The organism is Microbacterium sp. Beta, assembly GCF_005502545.1.
GTDB classification, from domain to species: domain Bacteria; phylum Actinomycetota; class Actinomycetes; order Actinomycetales; family Microbacteriaceae; genus Microbacterium; species Microbacterium oxydans.
The window spans coordinates 1-19,387 of sequence record NZ_SCOG01000011.1 but is presented as its reverse complement, the minus strand read 5'-3'; the positions used below and the strand labels follow the sequence as shown (position 1 = coordinate 19,387).

Genomic DNA, 19,387 nt, shown 5'->3' with positions numbered 1-19,387 from the left:
GCCTCGAGCGCCCCTGCCGCCGAAACCCAGACCACCCGCCGCCCCTGCGGAGTGTCGCGCTCCGACGCGCCAGTGCGGCAGCGGACGGTCTGGGTTTCCACCGGGCCCGACCCCGCACGCGGGGCGTAGGTTGGAGTCAACCCGTTCGAAGGAGCCTCCGATGACCGACATCACCGTGACCCGCAACGACGACGAGTCGCGCTACGAGATCCGCTCCGACGACGTGCTCGCAGGTTTCGCGGAGTTCGACCTGCGCCCCGGATCGATCCGCTTCATCCACACCGAGGTCGACCCGGCGTTCCAGGGCCAGGGGCTGGCGGGCAAGCTCGCGTCCGAGGCCTTGGCGGATGCTGTCGGACGCGGTGAGGCGATCGTCCCGCTGTGCCCGTACATCGCGAAGTACCTCGAGACGCACGACGTGCCGGGTGCCGAGATCCGCTGGCCGAAGTCCCCGTCCGGATCCGCCGGATCCGCGGGCGAGGACCCGACGGGCCGGGCGGAATGATCGGACAGCACCGCCTGCTCATCGAGCCGCGCGAAGTGCCCCTCGGCGGAGTGCGCGGCATGAACGTGCTGCGAGCGCTTCCCCATCGCAACCTCCCCACCATCGGAGCCTGGTGCTTCCTCGATCGGTTCGGGCCCGCTGACACGAAGATGCGGGTCGAGCCGCACCCGCACATCGGGCTGCAGACCGTGACCTGGCCGCTCGTGGGAGAGATCCGTCACCGCGACTCGCTCGGCAGCGACGCCGACCTGCGCCGCGGGCAGCTGAACCTGATGACCGCCGGCAACGGGATCTCGCACTCGGAGTACTCGATCGGCGACGAGCCGGTGCCCCTCGACGCCCTGCAGTTCTGGGTGGTGCTGCCCGAGTCGAGCCGACACGGCGATGCGGGCTTCGAACGGCACACCGACTTGCCGGGGGTCACGCTTCCGGCGGACGAGGGTGCCGTGGCCGAGGCCACCGTCGTGCTCGGCGACTTCGCGGGGGCGCACTCCCCCGCCACCGTGCACACCCCCATCGTGGGAGCGGAGATCGTGCTCGCCCCCGGTTCCCGCGTGCGCCTGCCACTTCGTTCGGACTGGGAGCACGCGCTGATGCTCGTCGAGGGCGATGCCGTGGTGGCGCAGCATCCGCTCGATCGCAACGCCCTGCTTTACGTGGGCGACTCGCGCGATGAGATCGAGGTGTCGAGCGACGACGGCGCACTGCTCTTCCTACTCGGTGGCGAACCCTTCGAAGCGGACATCGTGATGTGGTGGAACTTCGCCGGCCGCTCGCACGACGAGATCGTGGAGGCGCGCGAGCAGTGGGAGGCGGCGTCGGACCGCTTCGGGATCGTGGCCGGACACGACGTGCGCATCCCGGCCCCTCCACTCCCTCCCGTTCGGCTCATGCCCCGCAGCCGCAAGCTCTGACATCCGCTCGGGTCGCGCATCTGCTGCTCCGGTCGCGATATGGCAGCTTGCTGCGCCAGCCGGGCTGTCATATCGCGACGGGAGCGCCAGACGCCGTGCGGTCAGCCGCGCTCGGGGGTGTGCACGCGCGCGAGGAAGCGCTCGGTGCGCGGCGACGGACCCCGCGGATCCAGCAGCGAGACGACGACCGTGACCGCTGTGGCGAGCGGGATCGTCCATGCGGCGGGCTGCGCGAGATAGGGCGCCGCTGCTCCGATGCCGCCGACCGCCGCGTGCACCAGCAGGGCGAGTCCCGCAGCGCACCCACCCGACACCATTCCGGCCACCGCACCTCGTGCGGTGAGCCCCCGCCACCACACGCCGAGCAGCACGACCGGCGAGAGGGTCGACGCCGCCACCACGAACACGACACCCACGCTCGACCCGAGGCCCGCCGGGGCCGTGAGCAGCGCCACGGCGAGCGGCACCAGGGCACAGAGCACCGCCGACAGCCGGAACGACCGTACGGATCCGGAGAACACGTCCTGGCTGATCACGCCGGCGAGCGACACGACGAGGCCGGCCGATGTCGCCAGGAACGCTGCGAACGCTCCGGCGACGATCAGCGCGGTCAACAGTTCACCGAACGCCCCGGGGAAGACGCGCGAGGGGAGCAGCAGCACCGCCGTGTCGGCGACTCCAGGCACCGCCAGGTCCGGAGCGGCGATGCGCGCGAGCAGCCCCATCGTGCTCGACACCGCGTAGAAGGCGCTCACCATGCCGATCACGATCACGGTCGTGCGCCGTGCGGACACCCCGGTCGGACTCGTGTAGAAGCGCACCAGCACGTGCGGTAGACCCATCGTGCCCAGCAGCAGCGCGAGCAGGAGCGAGGCGGTCTCGTAGGCGTCGAACCCCGAGGGCCCGGCCTCGACCGGGAACACCAGCGCTGGATCGAAGTCGTGCGGCCCGCCGCTGAGCGCGAACGCGATGAAGACCACGGGAACGAGGAGCGCGGTGAGCTTGAGCCAGTACTGGAAAGCCTGCACGTAGGTGATGGCGCGCATGCCCCCGGCCGCGACCGCTGCGGCGACGAGCACCGCGACGGTGACGGCGCCCACCCACTCCGGCAGCCCGGCGACGACCAGCAGGGTCAGCCCCGCTCCGTGCAGCTGCGGCACGATGTAGAGCCAGCCGATGACCAGCACCGCGACGCTCGTGACCCGGCGCGCCGACGGCGACTCCAACCGCGCCTCGATGAAGTCCGGGATCGTGTAGGCGCCGCTGCGCCGAAGGGGTGCCGCGACGAATGCCAGGACCAGGAGATAGCCGGCCGCGTAGCCGATGGGGAACCAGAAGCCACGGGCGCCGTCGAGCAGCACGAGGCCGGACAGCCCGAGGAACGTGCCGGCCGAGAGGTACTCGCCGCTGATCGCCGAGGCGTTCCATACCGGCCGCACGGTGCGGGACGCGACGAAGAAGTCGCCGGTCGTCCGCGAGATGCGCAGACCGTAGATGCCGATCAGCAGCGTCGCGACGATCACGAGCGCGACGCCGATGAGGTCGAGCACCGCATTCATTCGCGATCCCGGAGGGCACGATATCGACGTTCGTTGCGCGCTGCGGTGCGCACGTAGAGCACCGCGAACACCACGATGATCGGATAGAACGCGTACGCCTGCAGCAGCCATGACAACGGCAGGCCCCAGACCATGACCTGCCCGATCTCCGGGATGAGCGCGATCGCCAGAGTCAGCGCGATGACGACGATCACGAACCCGGCGACCGTTCCGAGTGCGAGTCGCAGCTGACTGCGCATGAGAGCCCTGGCGTAGACGGCATCCGCCTCGTCGACGGGTGCGCCCGGCAGCGCGATTCCCCGGGTGAAGGCCGCCGGCCGACGATCAGGCAGATCAGCGGTCACCCGCACCCGCACGCGCTTCGGCTTCTCCGTCATCCCCCGACCTCCCCGCGCAAAAGGGCATCGCGCACCGCTGGCACCAGGCGTCTGCTCACCGGCAGCGAGACGGCGCCGATCGAAACCGAGGGTTCAGCGCCGGAGAGCCGGGCCTCGGACACGACGGCGATGCGCACGAGCGAGGAGCGATGGATGCGCAGGAACCCGGCTTCCGCCCACCGCGTCTCGAGTTCCGAGATGGGCGTGCGCACCAGGTGCCCCGCACCGTCGCCGGTGTGCAACCGGGAATAGTCCCCCTGGGCCTGCACCCAGCGCACCTCGCTGCGACGCACGAACCGCACCACGGATCCGATCGTGACCGGCAGCATCTCGTCGTCGCCGGGCGTCGGAGCCTCCGCGACCTCGACCACCCGTCCGACCGCCTGTCGGAGCCGCTCGATGCGCACGGGCTTGAGGAGGTAGTCGGCGGCACGCAGCTCGAACGCCTCCACCGCCCTGGCATCATCGGCGGTCACGAACACGACAGCCGGTGGTTCCGCGAGGGCGAGCAGCGCACGCGCGAGCTCCATCCCGCCGAGCCCCGGCATGTGGATGTCGAGGAATGCGATCCGTACGGCCCGCTCCGACAGCAGCCGCAGGGCTTCCGCACCCGATGATGCGGTGACGATCGCGCCGATGCGCGCGTCCGTGCGCAGCAGATGGACCAGCTCATCCAGGGCGGGTCTCTCGTCGTCCGCGACGAGCACATCGATCGGCTGCACGCTTCTGGTCATGCTCGGCCGTCGCCGTCCGGGTCGTGCTGCGGCTGGGACTTCGGGACCCGCATGCGCACCAGGGTACCGGCGCCCGTGTTCGTCTCGACCACCAGAGCGCCGTCCGCCCCGTAGAGCTGGCGGAGCCGGGTGTCGACGTTGCGGAGTCCCACGTGGACCCCGTCGTCGCCGGCGGTGAGCGTCGCATGAAGAGCCTCGGGGTCCATGCCCACCCCGTCGTCCTCGACCGTGATCTCGGTGTGGGTGCCGTCGTCGCGTGAGGCGATGCGGATCTCCCCTCCCCCTTCGCCGGGCTCGAGCCCGTGACGGACGGCGTTCTCGACCAGCGGCTGCACCGAGAGGAACGGGATGACGGTGGCCAGCGTCTCCGGTGCGATCTGCAGCGTCACGCGCAGACGGTCCCCGAACCGCGCTCGTTCGAGCTCGAGATACGAGTGGATGCTGCCGAGCTCGTCGGCCACCGTCGTGAACTCCCCCTGGCGCCGGAAGGAGTAGCGGGTGAAGTCGGCGAACTCCAGCACCAGCTCGCGCGCGCGTGCGGGGTCGGTGAGCACGAAGGAGGCGATCGCCGTGAGGGCGTTGTAGATGAAATGCGGCGAGATCTGCGCACGCAGCGAGCGCAGCTCCGCTTCGGCCAGCTGCGTCCTGGACGCGTCGAGTCCGCCGAGCTCGACCTGCGCGGCACACCAGTCGGCCACCTCCTCCGAGGCACGCACCAGCGCGGCACGGACGGGCGCCGCGAAGGCGACCACGACGCCGATCACGCGTCCATCGACCAGGATGGGCGCCCCGACGGCCTCGAGGTCGTCGTCGGCACCGGGCGCGGGGAAGACCTGCCTGCGTCCCGACTCCCCGACCCCGGCGGCGATGCGGCGGGCAGCGGATTCCAGTCCGTCGGACGGCCCGTCGAACGACACCGTGCCCTCGGCGCTGACGATCGCGACCGCCGCGCTGCCGAGGAGCACCCGGAGGTGACGCGCGGCCTTGACGACGTCGGGGGCGGACAGTCCAGCGCGCAGATGCGGTGCCGCCAGACTCGCCTGATGCAGCACGGTGAGGGCGGCCTGTTCGGCGTCGCTCCCCAGCTCGGCGGCGCCGCGGGCGAGTCGACGTGCGAGCAGGAGGAGCACCGAGAGGACGATGCCGCCGAGCACGCCGAGGATCGCTGCGAGAACGACGTCGGTCATGGGTTCAGCCTACGGAGCCGCGCACGCCTCAGCAGCAGCGGGCACCGGGGTTGCGATCCTGGTCGTCCATCCGCTGCCGCCAGAACTGCCGCTCGGTCAGCGGCTCCTCGCCGGGATGCACGCGACCGTGATGGGCGACGTACGTCGCGTAGGCGCTGTCGCCCATCAGGGTCGTGATGTACCAGCGGATGCCGCGGCCGGCCCGCACCGCGGCGCTGAGCAGCGTCCGCAGGAGGGTGGTCGCGGCATCCGTCCGACTCGTGGTGTCAGCCATCTCAGTGTCTCGACATCAGTGGGTCGACGCCTTGCGCTCGTCGGCGAGGATCGGCTCCCACTGCTTCTCGAGCTCGCGTTCTTCGGCGCTGGGCAGGAACCCGGCCGGGGCGAAGCGGCGCGAGGCCACGGGTGCGTCCTCGGTGTTCTCGCCACCACCGTTGCGGATCGCCCTGATCGTGACGATCACGGCCGCCACCATCACGATGATCGCCAGGGTCACGAAGATGATCGACAGCGTGCCCTGCACGGCGGTGTTGCGGATGACCGCATCGAGCACCGCCGGCTCGCCGAGCGAGGTGTCTCCGCTGTCGCGGGCGGCGACGTAGCGGAAGTGATTCGCCCAATAGCCGATGGCCGGCACGGGAGAGGCGATCTTGTACAGCGACGCCGTGATCGTGACCACCGCGGTGAAGGCCAGAGGCAGCCCGATGATCCACAGCCACTTGATGTAGCTCTTGCCGCGCTTGGCGACGATGGCCATCACCACGGCGAGCGCGATCGCGGCGAGCAGCTGGTTCGCGATGCCGAACAGCGGGAAGAAGGTGTTGATGCCGCCGAGCGGGTCGGTGACGCCGAGGATGAGGATCGCTCCCCAGCCGGCCACCATGATCGCGGTGCAGATCCACACCCCGGGGCGCCAGGAGACGTCGCGGAACTTGGGGAACCAGGCGCCGATCGAGTCCTGCAGCATGAACCGGGCGACGCGGGTTCCTGCATCGACGGCCGTGAGGATGAACAGCGCCTCGAACATGATCGCGAAGTGGTACCAGAACGCCATGAGGGCCTGGCCACCGAGAGCCTGTTGCATGATGTGCGCAAGACCGAGCGCCAGGGTGGGGGCACCACCGGTGCGCGAGACGATCGACTCCTCCCCGACAGCCGCTGCCGTGCCTGTGAGCATGTCGGGCGTCAGGTTCACCCCCGTCAGGCCGAGCGAGTTCACGAAGGCCACGGCCCCCTCGACCGTGCCCCCTGTGGCGGCGGTCGGTGCGTTCATCGCGAAGTAGATGCCCTGGTCGATCGAGATCGCGGCGACGAGTGCCATGATCGCGACGAACGACTCCATGAGCATGCCGCCGTAGCCGATGAAGCGCGTCTGACGCTCCTTCTCGATGAGCTTCGGGGTGGTGCCGGAGGCGATCAGGGCGTGGAAGCCCGACAGCGCTCCGCAGGCGATCGTGACGAACAAGAAGGGGAACAGCGGACCGGCGAACACCGGCCCCATGCCGTTCTCACCGAAGATGCTGATGGCGGGGACGGTGATCTCGGGACGGACCAGCACGATGGCCCCGGCGAGCATCACGATCACGCCGATCTTCATGAAGGTCGACAGGTAGTCGCGGGGGGCGAGCAGCAGCCACACCGGGAGCACCGCGGCGATGAAGCCGTAGATGATGATGCCCCAGGCGATCGTGGTGCGGTCGAGGTGGAAGATCGCCTGGCCCCACTCGGTGCCGGCGACCCAGCCCCCGCCGATGATCGCGGCCATGAGCAGCACGAAGCCGATGATCGAGACCTCGGTCACCTTGCCCGGGCGCAGGTAGCGCAGGTACACGCCCATGAACAACGCGATCGGGATGGTCATCGCGACCGAGAAGACGCCCCACGGGCTCTCCCCGAGCGCGTTGACGACGACGAGAGCGAGGATCGCGACGATGATCAGCATGATCAGCAGCGAGGCGATGATCGCGGCGGTTCCACCGATCTTGCCGAGTTCCTGACGGGCCATCTGCCCGATCGTGCGACCACCGCGTCGCATCGAGAAGAAGAGCACCGTGTAGTCCTGCACGGCGCCTGCGAGCACGACGCCGACGATGATCCAGATCGTGCCGGGGAGGTACCCCATCTGCGCCGCGAGCACGGGGCCGACGAGCGGGCCGGCACCGGCGATCGCGGCGAAGTGGTGACCGTAGAGCACCCGGCGGTCGGTGGGGACGTAGTCCTTGCCGTCCTGCTTCACCTCGGCGGGGGTGGCCCGGCGGTCGTCGGGGCGCGTGATGTAGCGCTCGATGACCTTGGAGTAGAACCGGTAGCCGATCAGGTATGTGCAGACCGCGGCGAACACGAACCAGATCGCGTTGACCGTCTCGCCGCGGACGATCGCGAGCATGGTCCAGGCGACGGCACCCAGCAGGGCGATCGCGGCCCACAGGATGATCTTCGGTAGGGTCCAGCGGTTCGCCTTCTCGTGGTGCTCTTCGGTGAGGGCCACGGGAGGGAGGTTCGGGTCGGTGACGATGATGGGCTCGTCGTCGACGAGTCCGGCGCCGTCGCGGCGGCGCGACGAAGGTGCGGTCATGGGGGTCTCCTCGGGATACGCGACGTTGCGTTCCCCCACGTTAGGAAGATCCCGCTCCCGACATGACCGCTCGCCGCGGTTGCTGCGACGAGCGGCGCGGATGGCGCGATGAACGGATACCGGGGATGTCCGTTCGCCCCGCCGCATCAGGCCCTCCCGCCACATCAGGCGGCTGCCTCGTGAATCGGCCTGTCTCCGCGGGATCGCCTGTTTCCGAGCGCCACGCACACGACGCCCCGCGGAAGGGAGACCGCGGGGCGTCGTGTGTGTGTGGAGGGGCTACTCCGGCTTCGCCGTCTCCGGCGCACTCGTCGGAGGCGCGCCCGTCGGCGATGCCTCGGGTGCCGGGGTCTCCGGAGCCGGGGTCTCCGGTGCCTTCGTCTCCGGTGCCGGGGTCTCCGGTGCCTTCGTCTCGGGCGCCGGAGTCTCCGGAGCCTTCGCCGCCGGCACGTCGACCGTCAGGACGGTGCGCACGTCGGATTCGCCGTACTGCACGACCCCGAGGTAGCGGGTGCCGGCGGTCAGGCCGGTCCAGCCGAGGTTGTACGACGTCTTCTTGCCGCGCACCGGGGCGAGCGGGTTCGGCGTGGCCGTGAGGTCACCCTCGCCGTCGGCCAGCACGTTGGCGTAGGTCATGTCCCACGTCATCGGGCCCGTCGTCGAGTAGATGTTCGCCACCACCAGGTAGGTTCCGGCCTTCGGCGACGGGATCGTGACCTGTTCGTCCGCCGAGCCGGTGGCCGAACGCCAGCGCTCGTAGTACTGCAGGTCGTCCGGGCTCACCACCCGGTACACGGTGAGGTCGAGGTCGCTGCCTTTGTCGTCCGACGAATCGAGGTCGAACCGCGAGAGGGTCGTGCCCTCGGGTACGTTCACGATCCACGAGACGTCCTTGTTGGCGTCGCCCGACTTCTCGTCACCCGAGTGCCCCTCGACGGGGTTGTCCGCGTCGGCGAGCAGTTCGAACGGCGTCAGACCCGAGAGTCCGAGCGCGAGGTCACCGGTGAGACCGGGGGTGATCTCGACAGCGGTGCTGCCGTCGACGCCACTGCCCGTGACCTCGGCCGGCGCATCGGCCGTGACCGGGAACAGCGCGATCGGCGAGCGCACCGAGTTCTTCGCACTCGTCCAGGTGAGCGAACCCGTGGCCCACTGCTCCACCGGAGCCGTGGCGTTGTCGAAGGTCACCGTGAACGTCTTGGTCTGGCCCGGACGGTCGAACTTCAACTGCTGCGGCGTGACCTTGATGTTCACTCCGGGCACCGAGGCCTTGGCCGTGAAGGTGCCCTTCTCGGTCGAGGTCACCGTGCGGGTGACGGTCTGTGCGCTGGTCAGGGAGCCGATCGAGATCGACGCCTGGTTCAGGTCGCTGCCGTCGATGGGGTCGATGCCGGGGAAGTCCGACAGTCCCTTCCCGTCGAGGAACGCCGCCCAGTCCTTCACACCGTTGAGGTAGAGCAGACCCGGGTTCACGTAGCGCTTCGGGTCGACCTGGCCTGCACCCTGCTCGAACGGATTCGTGTTCTTCGATCCGTCGGGCAGCACGGTGTCGTAGGCGGTGGTCATCATCGCCGACTTGATCTCCGCTGGCGTCGCCTTGGGGTGCTCGCCGAGGTACAGCGCGGCGAGGCCGGCCACGTGCGGGGAGGCCATCGACGTGCCGGAGAGGATGCCGAACGTCGGCTTCTCCCCCGGAGCGTTCTCGGTCGCCGCGAGGATCGCGACACCGGGAGCCGCGACATCCGGCTTCATCACGTCGCTGCCGTCGGCCAGCATGGGTCCGCGGCTCGAGAATCCCGCGATCTGCGGGGTCGGGGTGACGACGCCGGTGGTGTTCTCACCCACGAGGGTGATGGGACGATCCACGCCGCCCTGCACATACGCGAGCACGGCCGCGCGGTGCACGGCGTTCAGGTGCACGGTCGGCACCGCGTGGAAGTCGTTGTCGAGCGAGTCGGCGCCGCCGGGCACGTTCACGAGCACCATGCCCATGCCGCCGGCGTCCTTCACGACCTGCGACTTCTCGGCGCGGGCGTTGCCGCCACGGTCGCAGACCACGATGTGTCCGGCGACCTTGGCAGGATCGAGGGTGCCGGGCAGGCAGAGCTGCGGGGTGACGGCGCCCGCCGCCGCGGCGTCGACTGCGGCGATCGACGGGCCGGTGACCTTCTGACCGAACGGCACGCTCACCGAGGCTCCGGCCTGCGCGAACCCGTCGAACTGCACGGTGCCCTCCCAGGTCGGGATGGTCGATGCGGCCACCGTGGTGTACCAGGGCGAGGCGTGGTCGGCCGTGACCGGGTCAGGTCCGTCGTTGCCGGCGCTCGTCGCCACGAAGACGCCTGCTGCTGCGGCGTTGAAGAACGCGAGGTCCTCCGGGGCCATCACGGTGCTCGCAGCTCCGCCGCCGATGGAGTAGTTGATCACGTCGACGCCGTCGGCGACGGCCTGGTCGATCGCGGCGATCAGGTCGCTCTGCGCGCAGATGTCGTCGGTGGTGACCGTCGTGTCGGGGCCGACGTAGCAGGCCTTGTACGCCGAGATCTTCGCGGCCGGTGCGACACCCGAGATCGTGCCGAAACCGACGTTCTCGATGCTGGCCTTGACCTTGAAGTTGCCCGCCGCCGTGCTCGCGGTGTGCGAGCCGTGGCCGTCGCCGTCACGCGGCGAGAGGTAGTCGTACTGGAAGTCGAAGCCGGCGGCCTCGGCCCCGGCGTAGAAGTACTGTCCGCCGATGAGCTTCGAGGAGTAGTCGCTGGTGTCCCAGTCCTGACCCTCGACCATCGCGGCCTGGAACTGCCCACCGTCGGACTTGTCGAAGTAGACGTAGGTGCCGTCGGTGTAGGGCTGCCCGCCCTTGTTGCGGTTGTGCTGCTTCTTCTGCTTCTTGATCTTCTTCCCCTCGAAGGAGGGGTGCTCGGGGGCGATGCCGGTGTCGATCACACCGACGACGACGCCCTCTCCGGCGGTCGCGACCCCTCCGGTCTGCTGCCACACTCCGCCCTTGCCCTTGCGGTCGTCACCGAGGCCGAGGTAGTCGGTCGAGCTCTGCGCGTCGGGGTGACGGATCTCATCCGGGTAGACGCCGAGGACGTCCTTCGAGGCGCGGAGCGCATCGACCTGCTCGCCGCTGAGGTCGGCGCTGAAGCCGTTGAGGACGACCTGATAGGTGGTGTCCGGCGTGACCCCGATGTCGCTGACGAGGTCTTCCTGCTCGGTCTGGAGATGTTCGACGTAGCGCTGCGAATCCTGCGACTGCGTCTCGAGCTGGTCGCCTTCGGCGGGCTTGGTGGCCTTCAGACCCTTGACATCGCCCTCGTAGGTGGCGAGCGGATCCGACTTCATCACCACGATGTAGTGCCCTGGTGTGCCTGCGACGGGGACGGGGTGCCTCACCTCCTCCGTCGCGTAGCCCGCGGTTGCCGTCGATGCGATGAACAGCGTGGCCAGGGTGGTGGCTGCCGCCATCCGGAGGGGTGTTCGACCCATGTGGTGCTCCCGATGATCACGGTGCGGCCCTCTTGCTGCACCGCGGCCAACATATGCCCGACCCTGGCGATTCTCAGGAAGTCTGGCCGATCGGTCACCCGGCATTCGCCGATCGGCCAGGGTTATCCACGGCGGCCCTCGCGATACGTCGACAGTAAGCTGGAGAGGTGGCCCGCACCTCTGTCCTGACGACCCGCGTCCTGCTCGTATGCGCGGCCATCGGGGTCGCCACGGGCATCCTCGCCGGTATAGCCGGGTGGGTGACTCCGGTGCTGCTGGCGAGCCCCCTGCTGTTCCTCTACGGCCTGGTCCTCGGCTCGCACGTGCTGCCGGGCATCATCGCGCAGGAGGTGCTGCGCCTCCCGCTCGTCGCGCTGATCACCCATGTGTTCGCCGCTCTGATCGCGAGCGCCTTCAACCCGGCCTGGGCGTTGCGGTTCATCGGCACCGCTCTGCTGTTCGGCCTGATCCAGGAGGGGGTGGCCGCCCTCACCCGCTACCGCTCCTGGGGCCCGTGGCGCTTCTTCCTCTCGGCGGCGATCATCGGCGTCTTCGTGGCGGTCGTGGTGTTCTTCGCCGCCCACCTCTCGGTGATGCCGCTGTGGGCGCAGATCCTCTACCTCGCGATCTCGGTGCTCGGGCCGATCGCGTGGACAGCCATCGGCCTCGCGATCGGCTCGGCACTCAGCCGCGCCGGCGTCGCCCGCCGCTAGGCACTCCGCCCAGCCGCCGCGCGACGGCGCCCGAGACCGAGCTCACGAGCGCCTCGAGTGGACCGCGACGCTTCAGCGCCGCCAGGATCGCGCCGATGACGATCGCGCCCAGGATGTGGACACCGAGGATCGCCGGCCCCAGGTACCACCACGGGAGATCCGTCGACGCGTCGACCGCACCGGAGAGCAGCACGAACGAGGTGGCCGCCGCGGCGAGCACGTGCACCGTGTAGACCGTGAGCGGAGCAGCCCCCGCCGCCCTGACGGGCTCGAGCACGCGAAGCGCGGACTTGGGGAGGACTCCGGCGAGGAACAGCATGCTCGCGATGACGAAGAGGGCGATGCCGACCCCCCGCAGGATGTCGAGGGTGGTCCCCGTGTGCGGCGTCTGCAGCACGAGCGCCCACCACTGCGGAGAGAGTGGAGCGCCGAAGCCCGGCGTGCCGATGATGCTCTCGGTGGCGGCAGCCGCCTCGGGCGGCAGGGTCGCGACGAGGACCGCGCGCCCGAAGAACTCGTAGACGAGGGCGCTGGTCGACACGGCGAACACGGCGAGGAAGGCGCCGATGCCGGCCGTCCACGCGACGAATCGCTTCTCCGTCCCGTTGCGCCGAGCGGCGATCAGCAGTGTGGCGACGGCCATCCCGACGAGAACGTAGACGATCCAGGTCACGACGGGATAGGTGCCGGTGACGAAGATCGCGCGCAGCGCCACCGCCGGCTCCCCCCACTGCGGCCAGGACACTCCGCCGCCCTCCCCGATGACCCCCAGGGCCTGTCGCAGGAAGGCGTTGAGGATCGGCCCCGCGATCGCGAGGATCGCCGCGGAGACGAGCAACCAGCGCGGACTCACCCTGAGGAACGGGATGCTGCACAGCATGGCGACACCGAAGTAGACGAGGACGACCACGATACTTCCCGGCGCCAGGGCGAGCGTCGCCCCGATGAGGATGACGAGCACACCCCGCACAGCCATCGCCCACCGTGCGGCGGCGACGTGGCCGCGTTCCAGGTAGGAGCGGGTGGCGAGCACGACGCTGATCCCGCCGACGACGGCGAACAGGGTCGAAGCGTTCCCGTCGACGATGGTCGACACCCATTCGACGTGGCCTGGCAGGCCGGCCGGCGGGAGCAGGTGGGCGCAGAACATGCCGATGATCGCCAGGAAGCGCGCGAAGTCGATGCCGACCATCCGGCCGAGCTCGCCGCGACGACGTGCCGCATCCGACTCCGGTGGAGGCGTCGGCTGCTCCCTCCGCGCCGTACGGTGCGGTCGGGCGATCGTGTGCGTGTTCGTGTCTTGTGGCACGGTGCTCCCTCGTTCCTGCGGCGCCCGGTCGGCGCCTCTACGACGATGCCGGTTCTTCGGCCGCTCCACGTCCGTCCACCGGATGATCGATGTCATCCGCCGGAGGGCTTCTGTGCGCGTGGATAATCAGGTAAGGCTCAGCTAAGTTAGAAGGGTACGATCCGCCGACCCGGGACTCCGCCGTGCGCCCATCCGCGCCCCTGCTGAGCGTGCGTGACCTCTCCCTCACCCACGCCGATGCGGCGCACCCCTCTCCGCGCGATGTGACCTTCGACATCGATGCAGGAGAGGTCGTGCTCCTGCTCGGGCCCTCCGGTTCGGGCAAGTCGACGCTCACCCTCGCCCTCAACGGGCTCATCCCGCACGCCCTCCCCACAGCCATGATCGGCACGGTGGAGGCGGGCGGCATCGACACGGCGAGCGCTCCGACCGCGACGCTGAGCACCCGCGTGGCGATGGTGTTCCAAGACCCCGATGCGCAGATCGTCACCGGCAGTGTGTACGACGAGGTCGCGTTCGGCCCCGAGAACCTGCGGCTGCCGCTCGACGTGGTGGAGAGTCGTGTCGAGGAGGCACTGCGCCGCGTCGGGCTCTGGGAACGGCGCACGGTGAACCCCGACCACCTCTCCGGCGGCGGACGGCAGCGACTCGCGATCGCCGGTGCCCTCGCGATGGGCTCACCCCTCATCGTGCTCGACGAACCGACCGCGAACCTCGATGCCCAGGGCATCGACGACGTGTACGCCGCGCTCGCTGAGGTGGTCGCTGCGGGTGACCGCGCCATCCTGCTCGTGGAGCACAACCTCGATGCGGCTATGTCGTTCGTCACACGGACGATCGTGCTCGACCGCGAGGGTCGGGTGGCTTTCGACGGACCGGCGGCCGAGATCATCCGCGAGAACGCCGACGAGCTGGTCCGGATGGGCGTGTGGCTTCCGGCCGCCACCCTGACGGCGCTCCGACTCCGGGGTCAGGGGTTCACGCTCGATCCGCTGCCGCTGTCTCCCCAGGAACTCGCCGTCGCACTCGAAGGTCAGCCGGTCTCGTCCCTGCCACCGAGCCGTACGACGTCATCGAGCCATATGACGTCACCGAGCCGCACGACGTCGTCCGCCGCGACGACGAGGAGAGACGCCACGACACGGGTCGAGCCGATCATCCGCGCGCGAGGGCTGACGGTGCGCCGGCGTCGCGCCGAGATCCTCCACAGTGTCGACCTCGACCTCGCCCCCGGCAGTCTCACGGCCATCGTGGGTGCGAACGGGGCGGGCAAGACCACGCTGATCCAGGCACTCGCGGGCGTCGTACCGCCACCGCGTGGACAGGTGTCGGTCGACGGCATCGACCCGGGGACCGCGTCTCCCCGCGACCTCGCCGCGCGGATCGGGTTCGTGTTCCAGAATCCCGAGCACCAGTTCATCGCCCCGACGGTGTTCGACGAGCTCGCCCATGGGCTGCGGCTGCGCCATGTGCCCGACGCCGAGATCACGGCGAGAGTCGACGAGATGCTCACGCGCTTCGGACTCGAGCACAAGACGGACGTGCATCCGTTCCTGCTCTCGGGCGGTGAGAAGCGGCGCCTGTCGGTGGGCACGGCGCTGATCACCCGGCCCCGTGTGCTGGCGCTCGATGAGCCGACCTTCGGACAGGACCGTGCGAGAGCCGCCGAGCTGCTCGATCTGCTGCAGGAGCTGCGCGCGGACGGGACGACCATCCTGATCGTCACGCACGACCTGCAGTTGGTGGCCGAGCACGCCAGCCACGTCGTGCTCCTCGCCGAGGGTCGGGTGCGGGCGACCGGGCCCACCGCCGCGCTCCTGCAGGACGAACTGCTGTTCACGGATGCAGGGCTGCAGCTGCCGGCCCTGCAACGCGTGCTGGCGTCCGCCGGCCTCGGGGTGAGCTCATGACCGCGGCGACGTTCGACCCCTATGCACGCATGACGGCGACGTCGCGCCGGCAGTTCCTCTACACACTGAATCCGCTCGCGAAAGTCGCCGGCTTCGCACCCGCGATGGTGCTGCTCGTCTTCGTACGGGATCTGGCGACCCCCGCCGCGTTCCTGGTGCTCGCCTATGCGCTGATCCTGGTCGGCGCGCGTCTCACCGTGCGGCTCCTCGCCCTGCTGCTGCTCGCTCTCCCCGCCGGGATGCTCCTGATCGGCATCGGCTTCTCCCTGTGGGTCGACACCGGACTGGTCCACGACACCACCCCGGTCGTGCACATCGGGGACTGGACGCTCTACAGCGGGGCTCTGCTCCTCGGCTTCGCGACCGCGCTACGGCTCGGCTCGATCGTCGCTCTCGCGCTCGTCGGCGGGCTCACCAACAGCGGACCCGACCTGGTGCGAGCCGGCGTGCAGCAGCTGCGGGTGCCGTATCGGATCGGGTACACGGCCTTGGCTGCCTTCCGCTTCGTGCCGCGGTTCGGGCACGAGCTCTCCGTGATCAGGGCGGCCCATCGGGTGCGCGGGTATCACGGCGGTCGCGGACCCCTCGCGCGCATCGCCCGGGGCTGGGGGTACATCGTGCCGCTGCTCGCCGGCGCGATCCGCCACGCCGAGCGCGTCGCGTTGGCCATGGACTCGCGGGCGTTCGGTGCACATCCGACGCGCACCGAGCGGCACCTGGTCCCGTTCCGAACGCGAGACACCGTCTTCACGGTCGCGACCCTGCTGGCCTCTGCAGCCATCTTCGTCGTCTTCTTCCCCTGGCAGCTTCCCTGAAAGGCGTCCTGATGGCGTTCAGCAAGATGGTCAAGCCCGAGTCGTCCGAACTCCTCCATCTGACGGTGCTGCGCACGGAGCAGCTCTCGGCGCACTGGATCCGGGTGACGCTCGGCGGTGGTGACATCGAGAAGTTCCGGCCGATGGGGTTCGACCAGTGGTTCCGATTGTTCCTGCCGATCGGAGGGGATGCCGGGCTCGACCGGGTGCCGGCGAAGGCGAACAAGGTGTTCGGGTACCTGAAGTTCCTGCGCATCCCCGACGGTGAGCGTCCGGTGATGCGCAACTACAGCGTGCGCGCGTACCGTCCGGCGACCGCGGAGGCCGGCGCCGAGATCGACGTGGACTTCGTGCTGCACGGCTCGGCCGCGGACGGCACCGCCGGCCCCGCGTCGCGATGGGCGGAGACCTGCGAGCCTGGCGAGCACGTGCTGATCATCGACGAAGGCCTCACGTTCAACCCGCAGCGCGGGGTGGAGCGGGTCGTGCTGGTCGGCGACGAGACCGCCCTGCCCGCGATCTCCTCCATCTGCGCCTCGCTGCCTGCCACTGCGACGGGCACCGCGATCGTGGAGGTGCCGAGCGACGACGATGCTCTCGCGTTCATGCATCCCTCGGGCGTCGAGGTCGTGTGGATCGTGCGGCCGCATGGCATCGCTCCCGGGGCGCTCGCCCTGGAGACGCTGGCACGCGCTGCCCTGCCGGATGCGCCGTTCCACGCGTATGCGGCGGGCGAGCAGGCACTCGCCTCAGGGGTGCGCAAGCATCTCGTGGGCACGCGCGGGGTCGACAAGAATGCCGTGAGCTTCTGCGGCTACTGGAAGATCGGCGCCTCATCCCCCGCCTCGAAGGCCGCGCGCGACGCTGCAGCGGAGCCCCTCGCGTGAGCGGAACGGATGCAGCCGATGGCCTCGCCTCCAGGGGGTCAGTGGGAGATGCTCCCGCAGCAGCAGCAGCCGGACATCGCGCGTCAGTCGCCGGTGGACGATTCCGCTTCCCCACCGCCATCCTGCTGACCTGTGCCGCGCTCGGCGTCGCCGGGGCGGTGCTGCTCGCGCCGATGAACTGGTTCTCGACGCTGTTGACCGGGCCGCTGCCCTTCGTCGGCATGGCCCTCGCCGGCCTGTGGCTGTTGCCGTCCGTGATCGCGCTGAGGCTGCTGCGGAAGCCGCTGGTCGGACTCCTCGTCGCGCTGATCGCCGGCCTCGTGATGGTCCCGTTCTCCGTGTACGGTTTCAGCAGCGTGCTGACGAATCTCTGGTGGGCGGCGTTCACGGAGCTGCCGTTCCTGTTCGTGCTCTGGCGCTACTGGGGAACGTGGATGCACTACGTCGGCGCCGTCGTCGTAGGCGTCGTCTACCCGATCTCGGCGTGGGCCTGGTTCGATCTCGGATCCATGTCTCTCTTCGCCCAGGTCGCCTTCTTCGCCGTGACGATCGCCAGCTGCGTCGGCGGCACCGCCCTCGGCATCCTGATCGCCGACCGTCTGCGCAGGGCAGGAGTGGGCAGGGCAGGAGCGGGAAGGGCAGGAGTGGGCAGGGCAGGAGTGGGCAGGGCAGGAGTGGGCAGCGCCGGAGTGGGCAGGCCAGCTGTCAACGGGCGCCGCTGAGCCTCAAGAGCACAGCCGCCCTCATCACACTCCTCAGGTGGGGTCGACCGGTGCCGTAAGACGGAGCACATCGCACCGTCGGGCGGCGTCCTCACCCGAGACCCCCCACCAGACGACCGTCACCAGAGACCAGCCTCACCAGAGAGCAGCCTCACCAGAGACCAGCCCACCAGAGACCAGCCTCACCAGAGACCAGCCCACCAGAGACCGACATCCTCACGCAGCGACGTCGAGGCGTGCGCGACCGCCGAGCCTCGGGGTCTGCGCAGGATCGACGTATAGCGGCGGAATGAACCACACCCGCGCGCCGCTCCCAGTCCCCCTCCTACTCCCGCCCCCACTCCTACTCATACTCCCGGCATCGTCGATACGGATCTCCCACCCGTTGTCGTGGATGCGGTGGTGACACGTTTCGCACAGCAGTACCCCGTTGGAGAGGTCGGTCGGCCCGTGATCTCGTTTCCACCAGCGGATGTGATGGGCCTTCGTCATCTCGGGCGGCAATCCGCACATCGCGCATCCCCCGTCGCGCTCCACCAGCGCCAGCCGTTGTGCGCGGGTGAACAGCCGCTTCTCGCGACCCCATTCGAGGATCTCGCTGTCGCCGCCGAGAACACACGGGATCACACCGCCACCGGCCGCCATCCTGCGCGCAGCTCCGACGCTGACCGGGTGATCGACACCATCCAGGGTCGCCGACCCCGTGCCGGCTTCCAGATCGTCGAGGTTCATCCGCACGATCACCGTCGCACCCGCTACCGGCACCCGCTGCTCGCACCCGAGCACGTGCGCACAGAACACCGCCAGAGCATCAGCTTGGATCATCGGCACCGTCCGGCGGTCCGCATCGGGCGCACCCTCGTCGGGCGCATCTTTTCGCGCGGCGAACGCAGCGGTCACGTACCCCCGGATCGCGGTGACCACCGGAGCCGCGGTCTCGACGTCGAGCACCGCGTTCAGATGCACCATGCCGTCACGCTCGAACAGCGATAGCGCACGTCTGTTGCGCCGCTCGTCCTCCCTGGGCTCCAGACCGTCCGGGTCGAGCCATGCTTCCGCGCGGACCACGAGCTTACGCACATCGTCGAGCGCCAAACCCGCCGCTTTCTCCGCCAGCACCCGCTCGCCTTCGGCGATACGTTCCGCTCCCGCGGCGATCCGACAGCGATCGAGGAGCGCGATGATCATCGCGGCGGCCGGGGCGCCGAGCGCACCCGAGTCGAGTGCCGTACTCACCGACGGGTACTTCGCCGGCAGAGGGGCGCCAAGGAGGTCGCTGCGGGGTGCAGTCGCTTCGCCCACCTTGACGAGGCGCGAGGCATCGCCCGTCGACACTCCCGTCGCAGCCGCGATCAGCGTCGCCGGATTGCGGTAGCCCTGCTGCTTCGCCAGGCTCTCCGCGCCGAGCTCTGGACGCGACTCACGCGATATGCACGCCGCCACCGAGATATGCACGGCATCCAACCGACGCCGCAGCACCCCGATCGACTCGCTCACCGCCATCAACTGCTCGCGCGACAGGTCTCCGGAGTCGTCGGCATCCGACCACGCCTCATCGAGGCGGGACATCGCCTCGTGCAACGCGGTCAATCTGGACATGCTTCATTTTATCGCGGATTGTGCCGAGATTCGAAGATTTGTTCGATCGCATGCCGGTGAGACCGGTATCCCGAAAGGCACCCTCCCCGGAC

At 69.5% G+C, this 19,387-nt stretch carries 16 protein-coding genes; 7 read left to right on the top strand and 9 right to left on the bottom strand.

Features of this window, described 5'->3' with window-relative positions; genetic code table 11:
- The first annotated feature begins 160 nt into the window (after positions 1–160).
- Positions 161–505, top strand: a complete 345-nt coding sequence (locus FFS56_RS12195; RefSeq protein WP_127011726.1) for a GNAT family N-acetyltransferase — start codon at positions 161–163, stop codon at positions 503–505.
- Positions 502–1,419, top strand: a complete 918-nt coding sequence (locus FFS56_RS12190) for a pirin family protein (protein WP_127011725.1) — start codon at positions 502–504, stop codon at positions 1,417–1,419. Before FFS56_RS12195 ends, FFS56_RS12190 begins: the two co-directional genes overlap by 4 nt.
- Positions 1,420–1,520: 101 nt before the next feature.
- Here the strand turns inward: FFS56_RS12190 and FFS56_RS12185 are convergent, their stop codons facing one another.
- The 7 genes from FFS56_RS12185 to FFS56_RS12155 form a co-directional block, all read right to left on the bottom strand.
- Entirely contained in the window at positions 1,521–2,978 is a 1,458-nt protein-coding gene (locus FFS56_RS12185) for a cation acetate symporter (RefSeq protein WP_046746620.1), read from the bottom strand.
- Positions 2,975–3,355: a hypothetical protein gene (locus FFS56_RS12180; protein ID WP_046746619.1), complete on the bottom strand. Its 381-nt coding sequence runs from the start codon at positions 3,353–3,355 to the stop codon at positions 2,975–2,977. Before FFS56_RS12180 ends, FFS56_RS12185 begins: the two co-directional genes overlap by 4 nt.
- Complete coding sequence (locus tag FFS56_RS12175; protein ID WP_046746618.1) at positions 3,352–4,089, bottom strand: LytTR family DNA-binding domain-containing protein; 738 nt, start codon at positions 4,087–4,089, stop codon at positions 3,352–3,354. Before FFS56_RS12175 ends, FFS56_RS12180 begins: the two co-directional genes overlap by 4 nt.
- Positions 4,086–5,276: a histidine kinase gene (locus FFS56_RS12170; RefSeq protein WP_127011724.1), complete on the bottom strand. Its 1,191-nt coding sequence runs from the start codon at positions 5,274–5,276 to the stop codon at positions 4,086–4,088. The genes FFS56_RS12175 and FFS56_RS12170 overlap by 4 nt, the downstream gene beginning before the upstream one ends.
- 28 nt (positions 5,277–5,304) lie before the next feature.
- Positions 5,305–5,550 carry a YbdD/YjiX family protein gene (locus FFS56_RS12165; protein WP_046746616.1) on the bottom strand — a complete coding sequence of 82 codons (246 nt, stop codon included), beginning with the start codon at positions 5,548–5,550 and terminating at the stop codon, positions 5,305–5,307.
- Between the two features lie 15 nt (positions 5,551–5,565).
- Positions 5,566–7,851 (bottom strand): carbon starvation CstA family protein, encoded by a 2,286-nt coding sequence (locus tag FFS56_RS12160; RefSeq protein ID WP_127011723.1) that lies wholly within the window; start codon positions 7,849–7,851, stop codon positions 5,566–5,568.
- Positions 7,852–8,130: 279 nt separating this feature from the next.
- Positions 8,131–11,340 carry a S8 family serine peptidase gene (locus FFS56_RS12155; RefSeq protein WP_171011023.1) on the bottom strand — a complete coding sequence of 1,070 codons (3,210 nt, stop codon included), beginning with the start codon at positions 11,338–11,340 and terminating at the stop codon, positions 8,131–8,133.
- Positions 11,341–11,507: 167 nt separating this feature from the next.
- On the opposite strand from FFS56_RS12155, the gene FFS56_RS12150 reads away from it, so the two are divergent.
- Positions 11,508–12,053 (top strand): ECF transporter S component, encoded by a 546-nt coding sequence (locus tag FFS56_RS12150; RefSeq protein WP_045264328.1) that lies wholly within the window; start codon positions 11,508–11,510, stop codon positions 12,051–12,053.
- Here the strand turns inward: FFS56_RS12150 and FFS56_RS12145 are convergent.
- Positions 12,025–13,362, bottom strand: coding sequence for a heparan-alpha-glucosaminide N-acetyltransferase domain-containing protein (locus tag FFS56_RS12145; protein WP_233437375.1), 1,338 nt, complete (start codon positions 13,360–13,362; stop codon positions 12,025–12,027). The two genes, FFS56_RS12150 and FFS56_RS12145, sit on opposite strands and share 29 nt — an antisense overlap.
- A 182-nt stretch (positions 13,363–13,544) precedes the next feature.
- Here FFS56_RS12145 and FFS56_RS12140 point away from each other — a divergent pair, with 182 nt between their 5' ends.
- The 4 genes from FFS56_RS12140 to FFS56_RS12125 are packed head-to-tail and all read left to right on the top strand — an operon-like array spanning position 13,545 to position 17,696.
- Positions 13,545–15,272 carry an ABC transporter ATP-binding protein gene (locus FFS56_RS12140; RefSeq protein WP_137772138.1) on the top strand — a complete coding sequence of 576 codons (1,728 nt, stop codon included), beginning with the start codon at positions 13,545–13,547 and terminating at the stop codon, positions 15,270–15,272.
- Entirely contained in the window at positions 15,269–16,087 is an 819-nt protein-coding gene (locus FFS56_RS12135) for an energy-coupling factor transporter transmembrane component T (protein ID WP_127011720.1), read from the top strand. The genes FFS56_RS12140 and FFS56_RS12135 overlap by 4 nt, the downstream gene beginning before the upstream one ends.
- An 11-nt stretch (positions 16,088–16,098) precedes the next feature.
- The gene (locus FFS56_RS12130) at positions 16,099–16,974 is read left to right on the top strand and encodes a siderophore-interacting protein (protein WP_127011719.1); all 876 of its coding nucleotides are present in this window, start codon (positions 16,099–16,101) and stop codon (positions 16,972–16,974) included.
- Positions 16,971–17,696 carry an ECF transporter S component gene (locus FFS56_RS12125; protein ID WP_249352981.1) on the top strand — a complete coding sequence of 242 codons (726 nt, stop codon included), beginning with the start codon at positions 16,971–16,973 and terminating at the stop codon, positions 17,694–17,696. Before FFS56_RS12130 ends, FFS56_RS12125 begins: the two co-directional genes overlap by 4 nt.
- Positions 17,697–17,912: 216 nt before the next feature.
- Here FFS56_RS12125 and FFS56_RS12115 read toward each other — a convergent pair whose 3' ends face one another.
- Entirely contained in the window at positions 17,913–19,295 is a 1,383-nt protein-coding gene (locus tag FFS56_RS12115; RefSeq protein WP_249352980.1) for an HNH endonuclease signature motif containing protein, read from the bottom strand.
- Positions 19,296–19,387 lie beyond the last annotated feature (92 nt).